The sequence below is a fragment of the Streptomyces sp. NPDC020845 genome, assembly GCF_044334165.1.
In the GTDB taxonomy this organism is placed as follows: domain Bacteria; phylum Actinomycetota; class Actinomycetes; order Streptomycetales; family Streptomycetaceae; genus Streptomyces.
In genome coordinates this window covers 1-17109 of record NZ_JBIRSJ010000028.1, presented here as the reverse complement: position 1 = coordinate 17109, position 17109 = coordinate 1, and the positions used below count along the sequence as shown (strand labels likewise).

The following is a 17109-nucleotide window of genomic DNA, read 5'->3' as shown; positions in this document are numbered from 1 at the left end:
GCCACCGGGTGGTCCGGGACCGTCTCAGCCGTTGAAGACGGTCTGGGAGCGGCGCTCGTACCAGGCGGTCAGAAGCTCGCCGGAGCTGATCACGTGGTCGCGCATGGCCTCCTGGGCACGGTCCGCGTCCCGGGCGGTCAGCGCTTCGACGATGAGCTCGTGCTGCCGGATGTTCAGCTGCCGGTGGCGCTCGTCACCGGCGAGGGCGAGCGAGGAGACGTTGCGCGGGAAGCTCTCGTTGATCCGGTCGATCATCCGGCTCAGCCAAGGGTTGTCGGCCGCCTCGCAGACGACGGTGTGGAAGCAGTCGTTGGCCGCCGTGGTCGCGGGGCTGCCGGCGGCCGCCTCCTCACCGGCGGCCCGCTCCGCGGCCTCGCGCAGGACGGCGTTGTGCTCCCGCAGTGCGGTGAGCTGACGCTCCGCGATACGCGAGGCGGCACGCCGGGCGGCCAGCCCCTCCAACTCGGCGCGCACCTCGTAGGCCTGGCGCACCTCCCAGGGCGTGGGCACCCGGACCACCGCTCCGCGGTTGGGCTGCACCTCGATCAGCCCGCCGCTCTGCAACTGGCGCAGCGCCTCGCGCACCGGGGTGCGGCTGACCCCGAACTCGGCGGCCAGCGCCGCTTGGCGCAACGGTTTGCCGATCGGCAGCTCGCCGTTCATGATCCGCGTGCGAATGCGGGCCGCGATGTCGTCGACGAGGGGGCCCTCGTCAGTCTGGGGCGTCATCGGAGTCGGTCAAGCCCTTCTCGTGGTCGGTAGATCTTTTGGATCCACTTCCATCATATTCGAATCCAATAAGGGGTAACTGCATGAATCTGGATTTGGGCAAGGCCATCGACGTGTCGGTGCCGATCCACCCCGGAATGCTGCACTGGGGCCGCCGCCCCGAGGTGGAGATCGTCGAGTCCCGCACCGCCGGCGACGCCTCCAATGTGAGCCGCTGGCGCATCGGTGCCCACACCGGCACGCACATCGACGCTCCCGCCCACTTCATCGACGGCGGAAAGACGGTCGACCAGCTCGACTTGTCCGCTCTCAACGGCGCCGCGCGGGTGCTGGACCTGACGCATGTGAAGGAACAGATCACCGCCGCCGACCTCGACGCGGCCGGCCTCGGCTCCGAAGAGCGTGTGCTGCTGCGCACCAGCAACTCGGAGGGCGTGCTGCGCAGCCCGTGGAAGGCCCGGCAGTGGGTCGGACTGGCCCCGGACGGCGCGGAACGCCTCATCGAAGCCGGGGTGCGCACCGCGGGCATCGACTACCTGAGCATCGAGGCCGTCGCCCACACCACCGACTGGCCGACCCACCAACTGCTGTGCGCCGCAGATGTGTTGATCCTTGAGGTGGTCGACCTGCTGCATACGCCGGCCGGTGTGTACGACATGCTCTCCCTCCCGGTGCCGCTGCAGGGCGCCGAGGCCGCCCCGTCGCGCACCGTGCTCCTGCCGCGGGACGAGGCGTGACCGCCGCGTCCCGGCTGATCCTGGCCGCGCCGCACCCGGCGGCGCTGGCGGCCGCCCGGCAGGCGGCGGAGCGGGGCGGCAACGCGGTGGACGCCGCACTGGCGGCGGCGGTCGCCCTCACCGTCGTCTACCCCCACCAGTGCTCTCTCGGCGGCGACCTGATCGCACTCGTCCACTCCCCCGACGGCACGGTGCGCGCGGTGCTGTCGGCCGGCGCCGCCGCACACGATGTCGATGTCGACGCGCTGCGCGCTGCGGACCGGCGGATGCCCGCGCAGGGGCCGCAGACCGTGACCGTACCCGGCGCGGTGGCCGGCTGGGCCGAGCTCGCCGAAGCCCATGGCACACCAGGGGCCCTGGCCGCCGCTCTGCGGGACGCCGCCGCGCTGGCGGAGGAGGGTGCCACCGTATCGGCGGGGCTGGCGCGCGCCGTGCGCGAACAGTCCGCGCGGATCGCCGCGGATCCCGGGCTCAGCGCGCTGCTGACCGGGCCCGGCGGGGCGCCGCTCGACGAGGGCGACCCACTGCCGCAGCCGCGGCTGGCCGCCGTACTGCGTGCGCTGGCGGACGATCCGTCATCCTTCTACCGGGGGGCGGTCGCCGAGGCACTGGCGGACGGGCTGCGCCGGGCCGGCAGCCCACTGACCGCGAGCGACCTCGCGGCCCACCGCACGGAGAGCGCCGAGGCACTGACGCTGGATGTGCTCGGCGCTCGCTGGTGGACCGCGCCGCCACCGAGTCAGGGCGCGAGCCTGCTGGCCGTGCTGGAGGCCGCCGCCGCGGCCGCGACACTCCCCGAGCCACGGCGGACCGGCCTCCTGGCGGCCCGCTGCCAGGACGCCTCGGCTGCCCGTGACCGGCTGCTGGGCGATCCACGCGGCACGGAGGTGGACCTGGACGGACTGCTGCGGCCTGCGCCGCTCGCCGGTGCGCGGCCGCTGAAGCCGCCGTTCCGGCCCGCCGGGGACACGGTCGCGGTCACCGCCGTGGACTCCTCGGGGCTGGCGGTCTCCCTGATCCAGAGCGTCTACCAGACCTTCGGCTCCGGCATCTGCGAGCCGGACACCGGCATCGTGCTGCACAACCGCGGCTCGGCTTTCAGTCTGCTGCCCGGCCACCCGGCCCTCTTCGGACCCGGGCTGCGGCCCCCGCACACCCTGTGCCCCGTGCTCGGCCGGTCCGCCGACTTGCTGCTGGCGGCCGGCTGCCAGGGCGGCCGGGCCCAGCCGCAGATCCTCGCCCAGACGGTGCCGGATCTGATGGACCCGGCCGCCGACCCGGTCGCCGTGCTGGACCGGCCACGCTGGGTGGTCGGCGCCCGCGACATCGGCCACGCGACGCAGACCCTGCTGGCCGAGCCCGGGTCCGTCCCCGCCGCCACGCCCGGCTTCCCGTCGGACGTGCCGGTCGTCGTCGCTCCCGGCCGCACCGACCTGGCCGGTCACACCCAGGTTGTGCGGCTGGCCGCCGACGGCCGGCTGGACGGCGCCTCCGATCCACGCGCCGACGGCGCCACCTTGTTCCACGGCCCGCCCCACGGCGGCGCCGCGGGAGACCTCGCCGGATTTTTGGAAGGAAACCCCCGATGAGCACCCTCGCCCCCGAGCCCGTACCGGCCGATGCGCCGCATCCACTGGACCCCCTCACCGCGGCCGAACTGGCCACGGCCGCCAAGGTGCTGCGGGGCGACGCCCGGGTCACCGAGGACGCGCGCTTCTGGGGCGTGACACTGGATGAGGACCACGCCCGCCGCGCCGCCCCCGGCGAGGCCCGGAGGGCCCGCGCGGTCGTGATCTGCCCCTCCGCGCACCTCGCCTACGAGGTCGGCCTCGAACTCGGCGACACGCCGCGGAGCACCGCCTGGCGGGGGCTGGATGTGCGCAGTCCGGGCTGTTCCTCCGAGGAGGCGCGGCAGGCCGCGGCCGCCTGCCGGGCGGACCCGCGCTTCCAGCGGGCACTGGCGCTGCGCGGCATCCACGACGTGTCGCTGGTGATGGTGGACCCGGAGTCGATCGGCGGCTTCGAACCGCCCGAGTACAAGGGCCGTCGACTGACCTGGGGCAGCGTGTGGCACCGCACCTCCGAGGACGACAACGGCTACGCGCGCCCCGTGCAGGGCGTGGTGCCGATCATCGACATGGAGTCCATGGAGATCCTGCACATCGAGGACCACGGCGTGGTTCCGCTGTCACAGGAGTCCGGGGTGTTCTCCACCGGAGTGGTGGAGCCGCGGCCGGGCCTGCGGCCCCTGGAGGTGGTCCAGCCCGAAGGCCCCAGTTTCACCGTCACCGGTCAGCGGATCGACTGGCAGGGTTGGTCGGTGCGGGTCGGCTTCACCCACCGCGAGGGCCTGGTGCTGCACGACCTGACCTTCGACGCGGGTGGCAAGGGCCCGCGGCAGGTGATCCGGCGCGCGGCCGTCAACGAGATGTACGTCCCCTACTTCGACACCGCCTCCACCCAATACCGCAAGAACTTCTTCGACTGGGGCGAGTACGGCGCGGGCCCGCTCACCAACTCCCTGGCCCTGGGCTGCGACTGCCTGGGCGTCATCCACTACTTCGACGCTGCGGTGCTCGGCGGCGACGGCGTCCCCCGGGTCATTCCCAACGCCGTCTGCCTGCACGAGGAGGACGATGGCATCCTGTGGAAGCACCACGACGGCCGCAGCGGCCGCACGGAGGTGCGCCGGTCCCGCCGACTGATCATCTCCGCGTTCGCCACGGTGGCCAATTACGACTACGGCTTCTACTGGTCGCTGTACCAGGACGGCTCGGTGATGCTGGAGATCAAGATGACCGGCATCCTCTCCGCCACCGGCGTGGCGGAGGGCGAAGAGACCCCCTACGCCCGGCGGGTCGCCCCGAACGTCGCGGTCACCAACCACCAGCACTTCTTCAGCGTCCGCCTCGACATGGCCGTGGACGGCCCCCGCAACCGGCTGGTCGAGGTCACCGCCGAGCACGAGACCGACCCGGAGCTGGACCCGCACGGCAACGCCGCCCGGACCGTGCTGCGCCCCATCCTCAGCGAGGCGGACGGAGCCCGGCGCACCGATCCGTCGCGTGCGCTGCACTGGCGGGTGGAGAGCGCCGACGCCCGCAACCGGATGGGCGAACCGACGGCGTACCGGGTGCACCTGGAGAACACCGCGGTCCTGCCGGTGCGGGAGGACAGTGTGTGCGCCCGCCGCGCTCCGTTCGTGAGCCGGCAGCTGTGGGCGACGGCCTACGACCCGGACCGACGGTTCGTCGCCGGTGAGTACCCCAACCAGGCCGAGCCGGGCGCGGACGGCGTGCACAAGTGGCAGGAGGAGGACCGCTCGCTGGACGGCACGGACCTGGTGCTGTGGGCCACCGTCGGCTCACACCACTTCCCGCGCCCCGAGGAGTGGCCGGTGATGCCGGTGGCCAGGGCGCGGCTGCGGCTGGAGCCCGACGGGTTCTTCGACCGCAACCCGGCCCTCGACGTGGCCCCACCCGTCTCCTGCCATGCGCCGCGGCCCGCGGCGGCCGGCCACGGGGCCGGGGCGCCGGACCACTGCTGCGGATGAGCCGGGCCCGGCCGCGGCCGCTCTGGCCGACAGCGGCGGGGCTGGTGGCGGTGGCCGCGACGCTCATCGCGGCCGCGACGGCGGGCGGCACCGGGCCGGTACACGCTCCGCACACGCACGCCGCCGACGCCGCCCCGGGCCTGGTCACCGCCGCGTCGGCGTTCACCCTCGCGGTGAGCTGGCCCGCCCTCCGGGTGGCCCTGCGACCGGAGCGGCGCCGTATGGCGTGGCGGTCCCTGCTCGCCGCGACGGCCGGTGCGCTGGCGCTGGCCGTACCGCTGTGCTGGGCGCACCCCGTCGACGGCTTCGACGCCCATCTGTGGGCGATGGCCCGGTTCGAGCTGCTCGCGGGGGTGGGGCCGGGTCTGCTGGTGTACGCCGTCCACGCGACCGAGGGGGCCGGACGGTCCGCGCCTCCCCCGCGCCGGGCCCGCTCTCGCCTTCCGGAAGCGGTGTCGGGCGCCCTGGCATGGACGGTCACGACGTACGCGTGGCACCTGCCTCCGCTGCTGGTGCCGGCCGGTCCGGCCGCTCAAACCGTCCGCGACCTGTGCTGGATCGTGTCCGGGGTGCTGCTGTGGCGTCCGGCGCTCGCACCCGGCGAACCGCGCCGCGGCCCCCTCATGGCGGCCCATCTGGCGGCGGTGCCGCTGGGCCTGGCGATGCTGCTGAACGGTCACACCGGTGCGGGGCTGCTGATGCTGACGGCGGACGCCGCGATGGCGGCATGCCTGCTCCGCGGGCCGCTCGGCCTCCGCACACTCCGAGTTGTTGCACGCCCGTCTCTCACACGGGCCCGAACAGGACAGAAAGGCGTCCGATGCGCGAGGAAGAAAACAAACGGCTCACCCGAACCGGACCTGGCACCCCGGCCGGGGAATGGATGCGCCGCTACTGGCAGCCCATCGCCCTCAGTGAGGAGCTCGACGGCATACGACCCCTGGTGGCTCCCAAGGTGATGGGCCAGGACCTGGTGCTGTTCCGCGACGACGGCGGCCGGCTCGGCCTGGTCGACCGCGGCTGCCCGCACCGCGGTGCCGACCTGGCGCTCGGCCGTCTGGAGGACGGCGGACTGCGCTGCTGCTTCCACGGCTGGCTCTTCGGCCGCGACGGCTCCTGCCTGGACACCCCCGCCGAGCCCGTGGGCAGCACGCTCGCGTCCCGGGTCACGCTGGGCAGCTACCCGGTGCGCGAGCTCAACGGCATCATCTGGGGCTACCTCGGCCCCGGCGAGCCGCCGGAGCTGCCCGCCCTCGACTGTTTCCGGGCGCCCGCCGACCACGCGTTCGCCTGGAAGGGCCTGCTGGAGTGCAACTGGCTCCAGGCCCTGGAAGTCGGCATCGACCCCGCCCACGCCTCCTACCTCCACCGCTTCTTCCAGGACGACGATCCCCAGGACGGCTACGGCAAGCAGTTCCGCGCCGCCTCCCAAGGCACCGAACTGCCGATGACGAAGATCCTGCGCGAGTACGGGCGGCCCGACATCGACGCCGTCCGCACCCCGTACGGCATCCGCATCACCGCCCTGCGCACCCTCGATGGCGCCGACACCGAGAGCCGGCCGATGGACGGGAGCCGCACCCACGTCCGCATCACCCACCAGGTCTTCCCCCACGCCTTCCACATCCCGCTCGACGCGGAGACGGCCATCACGCAGTGGCACGTGCCCATCGACGACACATCCTGCTACTGGTACGCGCTGTTCACCAGCATCGGCGGCCCGGTGGACCAGCAGGAGATGCGCCGGCAGCGGGTCGGCGCGGTCACCCTGCCCGACTACCGGCCGCGCTTCGGCCGTTCGAACAACTACGGCTACGACCCGGCGGAACAGCTGACGAGCACGTACACCGGCCTCGGCACCGACATCAACGTGCACGACCAGTGGGCAGTGGAGGGCCAGGGAGCCGTCCAGGACCGCACCCGCGAACACCTGGGCCGTTCCGACAAGGCCATCGTGATGTACCGGCGGATGCTCGGCGAGGCCATATCCGCCGTCGAACGCGGCGACGACCCGCCCCTGATACTGCCCCCCGAGGAAGCCGCCCGGATCAAGGGCCCGGCCACCCTCGACGGCATCGGCCCCACCGAGGGCTGGCAGGAGTACTGGGCCGCCGTCACCGCCAAGCAACGCGCCGACAGCAGCTGGGCGCAGCCCCTGGAAACGGACGGCTGAGCGACGTGGGATTCATCGAACACCACGCCCTGTGGAGCGCCGAACAGACCGCCGCGGCGGGCGAGATACGCGAGCGCGCGGCGGCCGGTGGAATGACGGTGGTACGCCTGGTCTTCGCCGACCAGCACGGTCTGCTGCGCGGCAAGACCGTCACCGTGGCCGAACTGCCCAATGTGCTGCGCGACGGCACCAGCATCGCCTCGTCCTTGCTCGCCAAGGACACCTCCGGGCGGACGGTCTTCCCCCTGTTCACCAAGGAGACGCCGCTCGGACTGCCCGAACTGCGCGGCGCCGCCGACATGGTCATGGTGCCCGACCCGCTGACCTTCCGGATGCTGCCCTGGTCGCCGGGAACGGGCTGGCTCCTGTGTGACCTGCGCTTCACCTCCGGAGCGCCGGTCCCGCTCTGCACCCGAGGGCTGCTGCGCTCGGTGCTGACCCAGGCCGACGGGATGACGTACCGCACCGGACTGGAGGTGGAGTTCCACCTCTTCCGGCTGGACGACCCCCGGCTGGGCCCCGGTGATCTGGGACAGCCCGGCGCCGCGCCCGAGGTCGGCATGCTCAACCACGGCTACCAGTACCTCAGCGAGTTGCGGTACGACGAGCTGGACCCCATGCTCGACCTCCTGCGCACGCACCTGGAGGGCCTGGAACTACCGCTGCGCAGCCTGGAGGTGGAGTTCGGCCCGAGCCAGTTGGAGCTGACCCTCCAGCCGGCCGACGGGCTGGACACAGCCGACGCGATGGTGCTGCTGCGCGGCGCCGTCAAGCAGGTCGCCGCCCGCCACGGCCACCACGCCACCTTCATGTGCCGCCCCCATCTGCCCGGGGTGTTCTCCAGCGGCTGGCATCTGCACCAGAGCGTATTGCGGGACGGCGTCGGTGTCTTCGCCCCCGAGGACGGGAGCCGCGCCGCGGCCGGCCCGCCGCTGTCCGCGTACGGCACCGCCTTCCTCGGCGGACTGCTGCGGCACGCGCGGGCCACGAGCGCGTTCTCCACACCCACCCTCAACGGCTTCAAACGCTTCCGCTCGCTGTCGCTGGCCCCCGACCGCGCGGTGTGGGGGTGCGACAACCGCGGGGCGATGGTGCGCGTGCTCGGTGACGGGCCGGCGTCGGTGCGGTTGGAGAACCGGATCGGAGAGCCCGCCGCCAACCCCTACCTCTACCTCGCCTCCCAGCTCGCCGCCGGACTGGACGGTGTGGCGGGCGACATCCACCCCGGCCCCGCAGCCGACGAGCCGTACGCCACCCGGGCCGAACCGCTGCCCCGTTCACTGGGCGAGGCCCTCGACGCGCTGGAGGCGGACCAGGCGCTCGCGAGCCGCCTCGGCAAGGACTTCGTGTCCTACTACACGAGCATCAAGCGCGCCGAGATCAGCCGCTTCGACCAGGAGGTCACCGACTGGGAACAGCGGGAGTACTTCCGTGTCTTCTGACACCCTTCGCGCCGACGGAGTCCCCATGACCTCACCGACCACCGAACCTCTCCTGGTGAAACAGGCCCGCTGGGTCGCCCGCGACGTGGTGGAACTGCGGCTGATCCGGCCGGCCGGTGGCGCCCTGCCGTCGTGGGAGCCCGGAGCACACGTGGAACTGACCCTGCCCTCGGGGCTGCGCCGGGCCTACTCGCTGTGCGGGGACGTCGCAGACACCGAGTCGTGGACGGTCGCGGTCCACCGGGTGCCCAACGGGCGCGGCGGGTCACGGGAGATCCACGACACCGCCCTGGTGGGCCGAGAGCTGGAGGTCCGGGGCCCGGTCAACCGGTTCCCGCTGGTGCCCGCGGAGGGCTATCTGCTGCTGGCCGGCGGCATCGGCATCACCCCGCTGCTGCCGATGGCACGCGAGCTCACCACCCGCGGCCTGCCCTGGCGGCTGGTCCTGGGCGCCCGCGACCGGTCCCGTCTGGCATACACCGAGGAGTTGGTGGCGCTGGGCGGGGATCGGGTGCTGCTCGTACCGCAGGACGAGGCGGGTCTGCCGGACCTGGCCGCCGAACTCGCCGCCTCCCCGCCCACTCACGCCGTCTACGCGTGCGGCCCGCAACCGATGCTCGACGCGGTGACGGCCTTGTGCCGGGCCGCGGACCCGGTACGGACGCCTCGCCTGGAACGCTTCGCCCCCGCCGACTCCGGGCTCCCGGAGCGATCCGGCTCGCAGAGCGATGAGTTCGAGGTCGTGCTGCGCCGTTCCGGGTTGCGCACGACCGTGCCCGCCGACCGCTCCGTGCTGGACGTCGTCCGCGAGAAGCTGCCGGATGTGCCCTACTCCTGCGAAGAGGGCTACTGCGGCAGCTGCGAAACATCGGTCACGGCCGGGATCCCCGACCATCGTGACACGGTGATCGACCCGTCCGAACGTCCCACCGCCACCACCATGATGATCTGTGTGAGCCGGTCTGCCTCCCCCGTGCTGGAGCTCGACCTGTAGGGGGTACGGTCCTGTTGCCCATCGTGGTCATGCGGTGAGGGTGTGCTCGAGTCGGGTGAGGTGGCTGGTGCGGGTGCGGTCCAGAGGGCGGTCGTTCCACCAGGCATTCAGGCGGATCAGGTTGAGTGCGACGGCGGAGTAGATGTGTTCGAGATGGGTCTTCGCCAGACCTCGATAGCGAGCGCGGCGTGTGCCGGTGACAGCGGTGGCCTGCCGGATGGTGCTGGTGGTGCACTGGGGTTTGAAGGGGCAGGGGATGCAGTCGAGGGCGGCGAAGCCTGCCTGGGCTTTGGCCTTTAAGGGTGTCATTATTCCGATCAGGCTGCTGAGCTGGGCTTTCTCTGCCGATGGTGAGGCGGTCGGCGCGGCGTGGTGTGGTACTCGTTGAGCAGTCCACCGAGCACCTGTCGGCGCCTGACTGTGCCGGCAGGTAGGGGGATGATGTGCGGGTCGTCGTCTGGGGCTCGTAGGTCGAGGCTGCGGTGGGGCCCGTATCGATTCATATTCTCTGCACAGCCCGTGAGCTGTGGCTTTGCCGGGTGATCAGCCTGCTCGGTGGTACTGATTGATGAGGCCCGCGACGGCTTGTCGGCGCCGGATCCGAGCTGCGGGCAGCGGGATGACATTGGGGTCGTCGAGGGGCGCGAGCTGGTTCCGGCCCTGGTGCGGCCGATGAGCATTGAAGTGCCTCGAGTAGTCGTGGAGGATCTTCTCGGCATGGCCCCGATCAAAGATCAGGAGCCGGTCGGTGCATTCTTCGCGGACCGAGCGCACGAACCGCTCGACGTGCGGGTTGCAGTTGGGGCTCCGCGGAGGGATCTTGGTCACGGTGATGTCCTCGCTGGCGAAGACGGCGTCGAAAGCTGCGGTGAATTTCGCGTCCCGGTCACGGATCAGGTGGGTGAAGTCGCCAGCACGCTGGCCGAGTTGCCATATGAGCTGTCGGGCCTGCTGCGTGGCCCAGACGGCGGTGGGGTGGGCGGTGACACCCAGGATATGCACCGTGCGGGTGCGTACCTCCGTAAGGAACAGAACGTACAGCCGCCGCAGGCTGATGGTGTCGACATGGAAGAGATCGGTAGCAAGCAGGCCATGAGCCTCGGTCTTGAGGAAGGCGGCCCATTCGCCGCGCACCGGATGCCGCCGCGGGGCTGCGCCGAGCCCAGCGGCACGCAGGGTCCGGCGGACGCTGGCCTGACTGACGCTGTGTCCCAGGCGACGGAGTTCGCCGTGGACTCGCCGGAAGCCCCATCGTGGGTTCTCGGCGCCGAACCGGATGATCAGGTCGCGCAGCTCCTCGGGCATAGGCGGGCCTCCCAGCGAGGCGGGTTGCCTCCACTTGTCCTTGATCAGACGCTGGTGCCAGGCCAGGAGGGTGCGCGGGGAGACGATGCGATGCTGGCGCAACGCCCGCGGCAGGAGCCGGGCCAGGGCGGCGAGCAGCGCCCGGTCGGGCCATGTGGGCTTGGGAGCGGCGACCTGCCGACGCAGGACCGCGACCTCGTGCCGCAAGATCAGTATCTCGGCCTCCTTGGCCACGGAGGTTCGGGACAGCAGAACCAGCCACGTGAAGATCCGCGTGGCGATCAGGTAGACCATTCGTACAAGCACAAGCTCCGATGGTGCCGGATCGGCCCTGCAGGCATCGCCCCAGGTCAGAGAGCGTGCAGCAATTCTGAAGCGGTACGAGCCTGTACCGCTCGAAAAGTCATCGCTGCATGTCATGCTGCATATCTGTACTCGTTGATGAGGCCGCCGAGGATCCGGGTGCGCAGGACTTTGCCGGCGCTGAAGCCATGCGCTGCGGCGGGTTGTTCGGGGGCGTCGGGTGGTAGCTGGTTGCGGGCCTGGTGAGGTCGGTGTTCGTTGTAGTGCCGCTCGTAGGCCGCGAGGACGTGGCGGGCGTGGGTCTCGCTCATGATGAGGACGTGGTCGAGGGCTTCGCGTCGGATGCTGCCGATGACGCGTTCGCAGTGCGCGTTCATACGGGGAGCCTGTTTCGCACTTTTGAGGACCTCCATGTCCTCGGCCTCGAAGACGGCGTCGAAGGCCTCGCCGTACTTGCCATCGCGGTCGCGCAGCAACAAGCGCAGGGTCTCGATGCGTATGCCCAGGTCGGCGGTGAGATTCCGCGCCTGCTGCACCGCCCAGTCCCGGGTCGGGTGGGCGGTGACCCCGGTGATGCGCAGCCGCCGGGTGCCGTGCTCGAGGAACACCAGCGCATACAACCGCCTGCCGAGGGCGGTGTCGATGTGGAAGAAGTCTGCCGCGATGATGCCCTCGGCTTGCGCGGTCAGGAACTCGCGCCAGGTGGGACCTGAGCGACGTGGAGAAGGGTCGATGCCGGCCGCGTTGAGGATCTGCCAGACCGTCGAGGCGGCAATCCGGTGTCCGAGCCGGGTCAGCTCCCCTCGGATTCGCCGGTGCCCCCACCTCGGATTCTCCCGGGCCAACCGCATAACGAGCGTCCTGATCGCTACCGGGGTGGGTGGTCGTCCCGCGCGTCGGCGCACGGTGTAGTCCCACTTCGCGGCGATGAACCTACGATGCCAGGCAAGCAAGGTGCCGGGGGTGACAGGGAAAATCTCGCGCCAGTGGCACCGGGGTATCAGCCCGGACAGGACGGCGAACCAGAACCGGTCGGCAGGCTCATAGCGGACCGATCCGGCCAACTGGCGACGCAGGACCGCGTTCTCGTGCCGCAGCACCAGCAGTTCCGCGTCCTTCGCCGTCCCACGACGCAGGAGCACCGATGGAACAGTCAGCAGCTTCCGGGTCACCTTGTACAACAAGGACACGATCACGGAGGACATGATCCCAGCGGACTGACCGCATCCCCCTTACCTGCGGCGATGACTTTTCGAGCGGCACAGGCTGCTTGAGACCGCCCCTGCCAGCGTTGGATCAGGATGCTTCCGCGACCCGGTTGAAGAGCCGGCCGGCGAGGTCGACGCCTGTGACCGAGCCGTTGGCGTCGCGGGAGAAGTAGCCGCGCTGCCCCTTGAGGCCGCCTTCAGTGACGATGTACTCGTCACCGTCGCCGGGAAGGAAGCCGATGTCTGCGGCGGGGTAGTCCGGGGGCATTTCCTCGTCCGATGCCTCGCGGATCTCCGGCTTGATCCCGACCGCCAGGGTGAGACGGGTGCCGTCGGTGGCGATGACGAGGTTCATAGCGTCGATCTCGTAGCGGCCGACGACCTGTTGGGCCTGTCCCTCGTCGTACGGAACCGGCTCCGCCGTCTTCTCGACGATGCCGAGGTAGTGCTCGAGCGCCCACCGCACGACGGACTGGTTGAAGGGGTAGCCGTCCGGGCCGAGGTTGGCCAGAGAGACCACCGCGAAGTTGCGCTCGGGCACGATGAGCAGCTCGGCGAACTGGCCGTTGCCCGAGCCGCCGTGGCCGATCCCGTGCAGGCCGTCCAGGTTGTGCAGGAACCAGCAGATACCAAAGCCGTCGCCGAGCGTGCTGGCGCGCAGCCCGACCGTCTGCTCCCGCATGCGGTGCAGCTCCGCGGCTGGCAGCACGCCCTCGCCGTCGCCGAGTTGGAACCGTGCCCAGCGCAGCAGATCGCTCACCGAGGAGGCGAGGCCGCCGCCGGGGTTGTCGCCGCGCGCGCCCTCCTTGAACGCTGCCCAGGGCCGGGCGGGGCGCAGTTCGCCGTCGTCGCCGCGGTTGTAGCCCACCGCGAACTTGCGGACCATCACCTCCGCCAGGCCGTACACGGTGTCCGCAAGGCCCACAGGCTCCAGGACGAGCGAGGCCATGGCCTGCTCGAAGGGCAGACCCGTGACCTTCTCGATGATCCGCCCGGCCAGGTTGTAACCGGCCTGGCTGTACGAGGCGCGGGCCCCGGGCGGTGCGATCAGCGGCAGTTTGGGCAGCTTCGCCACGAGCCCGGCCAGGGAGCGGTCGCCCTCGCCGTCGTCGATCAGGTTCCAGTCCAGGCCCGCGGTGTGGTTGAGCAGGTTCAGGACGGTGATCTGCGCCGCGGCCTGCTCGTCGGCGAGCTTCAGTTCGGGCACGTAGCTCCGTACTGGCGCGTCCAGGTCCACCTTCCCCTCGGCGACCAGGCGCATCAGCGCGGTCGCCGTGAAGGTCTTGGACACGGACGCCAGAGGGAACAGCGTCTTCTCGTCGACCGGCAGCGGGTTGCCGAGGCTCGTCACACCGTGCGAGGCGTAGATCTCCTGGCCGTCCAGGAGCACCCCGACGGCGACACCAGGAACGCCGAGCTCCGTGGCATGCGCCTTGACGAACTCCGACAGCTTGTCCTGCGACATGGCTCCCCCTTCGGGCACTTGAACTAAGTACGAGATGGAGTGTAGGCGGCCACTCGAACTAAGTGCAAGATTTGCCATGAACTAAGTTCAAGTAAGGTGGTAGCCATGCCGCGAGACACCCTGACCGTAGACCGGATCGTCCGTGCGGCCATCGAGCTGCTCGACGACGAGGGATTGGACGGCCTCAATATGCGGAGCCTGGCGAAACGGCTCGGCTCGTCCGCCACAGCCATTTACTGGCACATCAAGACCAAGGACGACCTGGTCCGACTTGCCAGCGACGCGATCTGGTCCGAGGTCGAACTGCCTGATCTCGACGCCACCGACTGGCGCACGGCCGCCACCGCTCATGCCTCCGGCATGCACGCGATGCTCGCCCGGCACGCCTGGCTCGTCCAGGCATTCGGCAGCCACCTCCTGCACGGATCCCGCCAGGCCCGGCACAACGACCTCGGCCTCGGCATCTATGAAAAGGCGGGCTTCGCCGCCGCCGACGCGGACCGGGCGGCCGCCGCTGTGTTCACCTTCGTGCTCGGCAGCGGGCTCGGCCCTGCCGCGCAGGTCTCGCTGAACCGCCAGTTGAGCAAGAACGGTGCAGATGCTGAGCAACTGATGGCCGACGCCATGACACGCGCCACCGAGACCGCCATGCAATTCCCGCGCCTGCGCGAACGCCTCGGCACCACAGCCGCCACGGAGTACGCCGCGGCGCCCGACAACACCTTCGCGTTCGGCCTTCAGTCCCTCCTCGACGGCTTCGAGGCCCGCCTCACCGCCGACCGCCCCAGCCAGCGCGAGTGACCTGCGCCCGGACAACACCCGCCCGACCAGCCCACGGCCCCTTTCAGCAGAACGGGACACCGGCATGCCCCTGAGCGGTGCACATGACTCCGTACTAGGTGGAGCGCTCAGGCCGGTACTGGGACAGCAGGGGCGGGCAATCCCAGGTCGGTAACGTCGACTTTACCGACCGCGGGTTGTGCCGCCCGTGATGTCCGTCTGGACCTGTGACCAGGACGTCATGGGCTCGTTTACCGACCGGGACAGGGACGTCTGTCATGTTCCGGAGTCGGTACGGAGGACAAGTGGTACGGCACGTGGTGGTCGGGGACTTGAGGGTCCAGCAGATCGAGAGGAAGGACGGGCGGAGATCATGGACGATCGTCTGGCCCGAGGGCACGCTCCACACGGAGGCAGATCGGTTCCTGCGTGAGCACGAGGGTTCGGGCACGCAGAAGACCTACGCGTACTACCTAGTAGGGCTTGGTCAGGTTCACTCGTCGGTGGCGTGTCTGTTTGATCGGGTGTGTCGTTGACCTGTTGTGATGGGTGGGGAGTTGGCTGCGGTCCGGTGTGATCTGGAGGACTTCGCGGCGGAGATGTTCGAGTCGTTCGCGCGAGCGGATCAGCGCCGGTGGGGAGCGGTGTATTTGCGGGGCCTGTTGCTGGACGGGCGGCGCAAGTCGGTGGAGCCGATGGCCGCGCGGCTGGGCGAGGACGGCAACCGGCAGGCCCTGGCGAACTTCATCACCTCCAGCCCATGGGAGGCGGCGCACGTGCGCGCCCGCCTCGCCTGGAGGATGCAGCAGGTGATCAAGCCGACCGCGCTGATCATCGATGACACCGGCTTCCTCAAGGACGGCGACGCCTCGGCCTGTGTGACCCGGCAGTACACCGGCACCGCCGGCAAGGTCACCAACTGCCAGGCCGGGGTGTCACTGCACCTGGCCTGCGACAGCGCGTCGGCGGCCATCGACTGGCGCCTGTTCCTGCCCGAGAGCTGGGATCCCGCCTCACCGAAGGCCGACCCCGCCAAGACGGCCCGCCGCACCAGGTGCGGCATCCCTGAAGAGGTCGGCCACGTCGAGAAGTGGCAACTGGCCCTGGACATGATCGACGAAACCTGCTCCTGGGGTATTGACGTCCCCCTCGCTGTCGCCGACGGGGGTACGGCGATACGGCAGCCTTCCGGCTCGGCCTGGAGACACGCGGGCTCGACTACGTGGTGGGCATCTCCACCACGACCACGGCCCATCCGGAACAGGCGCGGCCGCACACCCCGCCCTACAGCGGCCGTGGCCCCCGGCCCCGGCCCGGCTACCCCGAGGCGGCCCAGACGGTGAAGAGGCTGGTCATCGCGGCTGGCCGGACCGCCGCCCGGCCCGTGCAGTGGCGGGAAGGCTCCCGCCCCGGCAGCGGCCGCAGCGGCTTCAAGCGCATGTACTCACGGTTCGTGGCCCTGCGGGTCAGGCCCGCCGGACGCGAGATCCGCAAAGCCGCCGAAGGCCCCGAACTGCCCGAACGCTGGCTGCTGGCCGAATGGCCAGCCACCGCACCAGAACCCGTCCAGTTCTGGCTGTCCGACCTGCCCGCCGACACCCCGCTGGCCACCCTGGTACGCACCGCGAAACTGCGCTGGCGCATCGAGCACGACTAATCCGTTGCTACGGCGGCCCCAGACCTCACATCTGGACTGTCGGCCGTTCGAGCCTCGCTCGTGACGCTTACCTACAGACAGGCGTTCGCCGTCTTCCCGTAGATCGGTGCGCGATCGGGTGCCCGGGGCGCCGGGGGGATGTCTTGAGCACGATGGACCTGCCAGGCCTAGCGGTAGATCGGCACCCACCAGCGTCCACGACCCCTATACCCGTGACTCGTTGACATTGGTGGTGCGAGCCCGCTGCACGGTGACCTCTCGCAGCACGTGAGCCCCTGAGCTCCTGCACAGACAGAGGCCCGTGTGGTGCGCTGGTGCCACGAACGACTAGTGAGGTGTCGGCCCGACCCCTGCATGGTCGAGGCCTGGGATTAGTCCGACGCGTGGCCCCGCAAGCGCTCGTGACCAGCGCAATTATCAACGCCATGGGGAGGGAACAGTGATCTACTGCGGTATCGACTGGGCGGAGAAGACACACGACGTTGCCTTGGTCGACGAGTCAGGCCAGCTGATGGCCAAGCGACACATCACGGACGACGCGGCTGGATACCAGCTGTTGCTGGAACTTCTGGCCGAGTACGGCGACAGCGAGGAGAATCCGATCCCGGTGGCGATCGAGACCTCCCGCGGCCTGCTGGTCGCCGTCCTGCGGACCGGCAAGCGGAAAATGTACGCGATCAATCCCATGGCCGCTGCCCGCTACCGCGACCGCCACAGTGTCTCGCGAAAGAAGTCCGACCCCGGCGACGCCCTGGTCCTGGCG

Annotated in this window: 13 protein-coding genes and 1 pseudogene; 9 read left to right on the top strand and 5 right to left on the bottom strand. The window is 70.5% G+C overall.

The window, feature by feature from the left end; all coding sequences use genetic code 11:
• Positions 1–24: 24 nt before the first annotated feature.
• Positions 25–729, bottom strand: a complete 705-nt coding sequence (locus ACH4U7_RS48430; RefSeq protein ID WP_398534134.1) for a GntR family transcriptional regulator — start codon at positions 727–729, stop codon at positions 25–27.
• Between the two features lie 83 nt (positions 730–812).
• Here ACH4U7_RS48430 and ACH4U7_RS48425 point away from each other — a divergent pair, with 83 nt between their 5' ends.
• The 6 genes from ACH4U7_RS48425 (at position 813) to ACH4U7_RS48400 (ending at position 9628) form a co-directional block, all read left to right on the top strand.
• Positions 813–1466 (top strand): cyclase family protein, encoded by a 654-nt coding sequence (locus tag ACH4U7_RS48425; RefSeq protein WP_358706879.1) that lies wholly within the window; start codon positions 813–815, stop codon positions 1464–1466.
• The gene (locus ACH4U7_RS48420) at positions 1463–3055 is read left to right on the top strand and encodes a gamma-glutamyltransferase (RefSeq protein ID WP_398534133.1); all 1593 of its coding nucleotides are present in this window, start codon (positions 1463–1465) and stop codon (positions 3053–3055) included. Before ACH4U7_RS48425 ends, ACH4U7_RS48420 begins: the two co-directional genes overlap by 4 nt.
• Positions 3052–5019: a primary-amine oxidase gene (locus ACH4U7_RS48415; RefSeq protein WP_398534132.1), complete on the top strand. Its 1968-nt coding sequence runs from the start codon at positions 3052–3054 to the stop codon at positions 5017–5019. The genes ACH4U7_RS48420 and ACH4U7_RS48415 overlap by 4 nt, the downstream gene beginning before the upstream one ends.
• Before the next feature lie 820 nt (positions 5020–5839).
• On the top strand, positions 5840–7192 hold the full coding sequence (locus ACH4U7_RS48410) for a Rieske 2Fe-2S domain-containing protein (protein WP_398534131.1): 1353 nt from the start codon (positions 5840–5842) through the stop codon (positions 7190–7192).
• A 5-nt stretch (positions 7193–7197) separates the two neighbouring features.
• Positions 7198–8634, top strand: coding sequence for a glutamine synthetase family protein (locus tag ACH4U7_RS48405; protein WP_398534130.1), 1437 nt, complete (start codon positions 7198–7200; stop codon positions 8632–8634).
• A 25-nt stretch (positions 8635–8659) separates the two neighbouring features.
• Complete coding sequence (locus ACH4U7_RS48400) at positions 8660–9628, top strand: PDR/VanB family oxidoreductase (protein WP_358644658.1); 969 nt, start codon at positions 8660–8662, stop codon at positions 9626–9628.
• Positions 9629–9655: 27 nt separating this feature from the next.
• On the opposite strand, the gene ACH4U7_RS48395 is transcribed toward ACH4U7_RS48400, so the two are convergent.
• From ACH4U7_RS48395 to ACH4U7_RS48380, 4 genes are all read right to left on the bottom strand, one after another.
• A complete protein-coding gene (locus ACH4U7_RS48395; protein WP_398534129.1) occupies positions 9656–9937 on the bottom strand; it encodes a hypothetical protein in 282 nt (93 codons plus the stop codon).
• A gap of 234 nt (positions 9938–10171) precedes the next feature.
• On the bottom strand, positions 10172–11353 hold the full coding sequence (locus ACH4U7_RS48390) for an integrase core domain-containing protein (RefSeq protein WP_398534128.1): 1182 nt from the start codon (positions 11351–11353) through the stop codon (positions 10172–10174).
• The gene (locus tag ACH4U7_RS48385; protein WP_398534196.1) at positions 11350–12432 is read right to left on the bottom strand and encodes an integrase core domain-containing protein; all 1083 of its coding nucleotides are present in this window, start codon (positions 12430–12432) and stop codon (positions 11350–11352) included. Before ACH4U7_RS48385 ends, ACH4U7_RS48390 begins: the two co-directional genes overlap by 4 nt.
• Positions 12433–12532: 100 nt before the next feature.
• Positions 12533–13909 carry a serine hydrolase domain-containing protein gene (locus ACH4U7_RS48380; protein ID WP_398534127.1) on the bottom strand — a complete coding sequence of 459 codons (1377 nt, stop codon included), beginning with the start codon at positions 13907–13909 and terminating at the stop codon, positions 12533–12535.
• Positions 13910–14014: 105 nt separating this feature from the next.
• On the opposite strand from ACH4U7_RS48380, the gene ACH4U7_RS48375 reads away from it, so the two are divergent.
• The 3 genes and pseudogenes from ACH4U7_RS48375 to ACH4U7_RS48365 all read left to right on the top strand — a co-directional run.
• The gene (locus tag ACH4U7_RS48375) at positions 14015–14710 is read left to right on the top strand and encodes a TetR/AcrR family transcriptional regulator (RefSeq protein WP_398534126.1); all 696 of its coding nucleotides are present in this window, start codon (positions 14015–14017) and stop codon (positions 14708–14710) included.
• 524 nt (positions 14711–15234) lie between these two features.
• Positions 15235–16343 (top strand): annotated as a pseudogene (locus ACH4U7_RS48370) (IS701 family transposase); the annotation flags it as partial.
• A gap of 442 nt (positions 16344–16785) precedes the next feature.
• A partial coding sequence (locus ACH4U7_RS48365; protein ID WP_398534125.1) for a transposase occupies positions 16786–17109 on the top strand: 324 nt, incomplete at its 3' end.

Coding starts and splice junctions, on each gene's coding strand:
- ACH4U7_RS48395 (WP_398534129.1), bottom strand. CDS start 9,937: ATGACACCCTTAAAGGCCAAAGCCCAGGCAGGCTTCGCCGCCCTCGAC.
- ACH4U7_RS48390 (WP_398534128.1), bottom strand. CDS start 11,353: ATGACATGCAGCGATGACTTTTCGAGCGGTACAGGCTCGTACCGCTTC.
- ACH4U7_RS48415 (WP_398534132.1), top strand. CDS start 3,052: ATGAGCACCCTCGCCCCCGAGCCCGTACCGGCCGATGCGCCGCATCCA.
- ACH4U7_RS48425 (WP_358706879.1), top strand. CDS start 813: ATGAATCTGGATTTGGGCAAGGCCATCGACGTGTCGGTGCCGATCCAC.
- ACH4U7_RS48410 (WP_398534131.1), top strand. CDS start 5,840: ATGCGCGAGGAAGAAAACAAACGGCTCACCCGAACCGGACCTGGCACC.
- ACH4U7_RS48380 (WP_398534127.1), bottom strand. CDS start 13,909: ATGTCGCAGGACAAGCTGTCGGAGTTCGTCAAGGCGCATGCCACGGAG.
- ACH4U7_RS48375 (WP_398534126.1), top strand. CDS start 14,015: ATGCCGCGAGACACCCTGACCGTAGACCGGATCGTCCGTGCGGCCATC.
- ACH4U7_RS48400 (WP_358644658.1), top strand. CDS start 8,660: ATGACCTCACCGACCACCGAACCTCTCCTGGTGAAACAGGCCCGCTGG.
- ACH4U7_RS48430 (WP_398534134.1), bottom strand. CDS start 729: ATGACGCCCCAGACTGACGAGGGCCCCCTCGTCGACGACATCGCGGCC.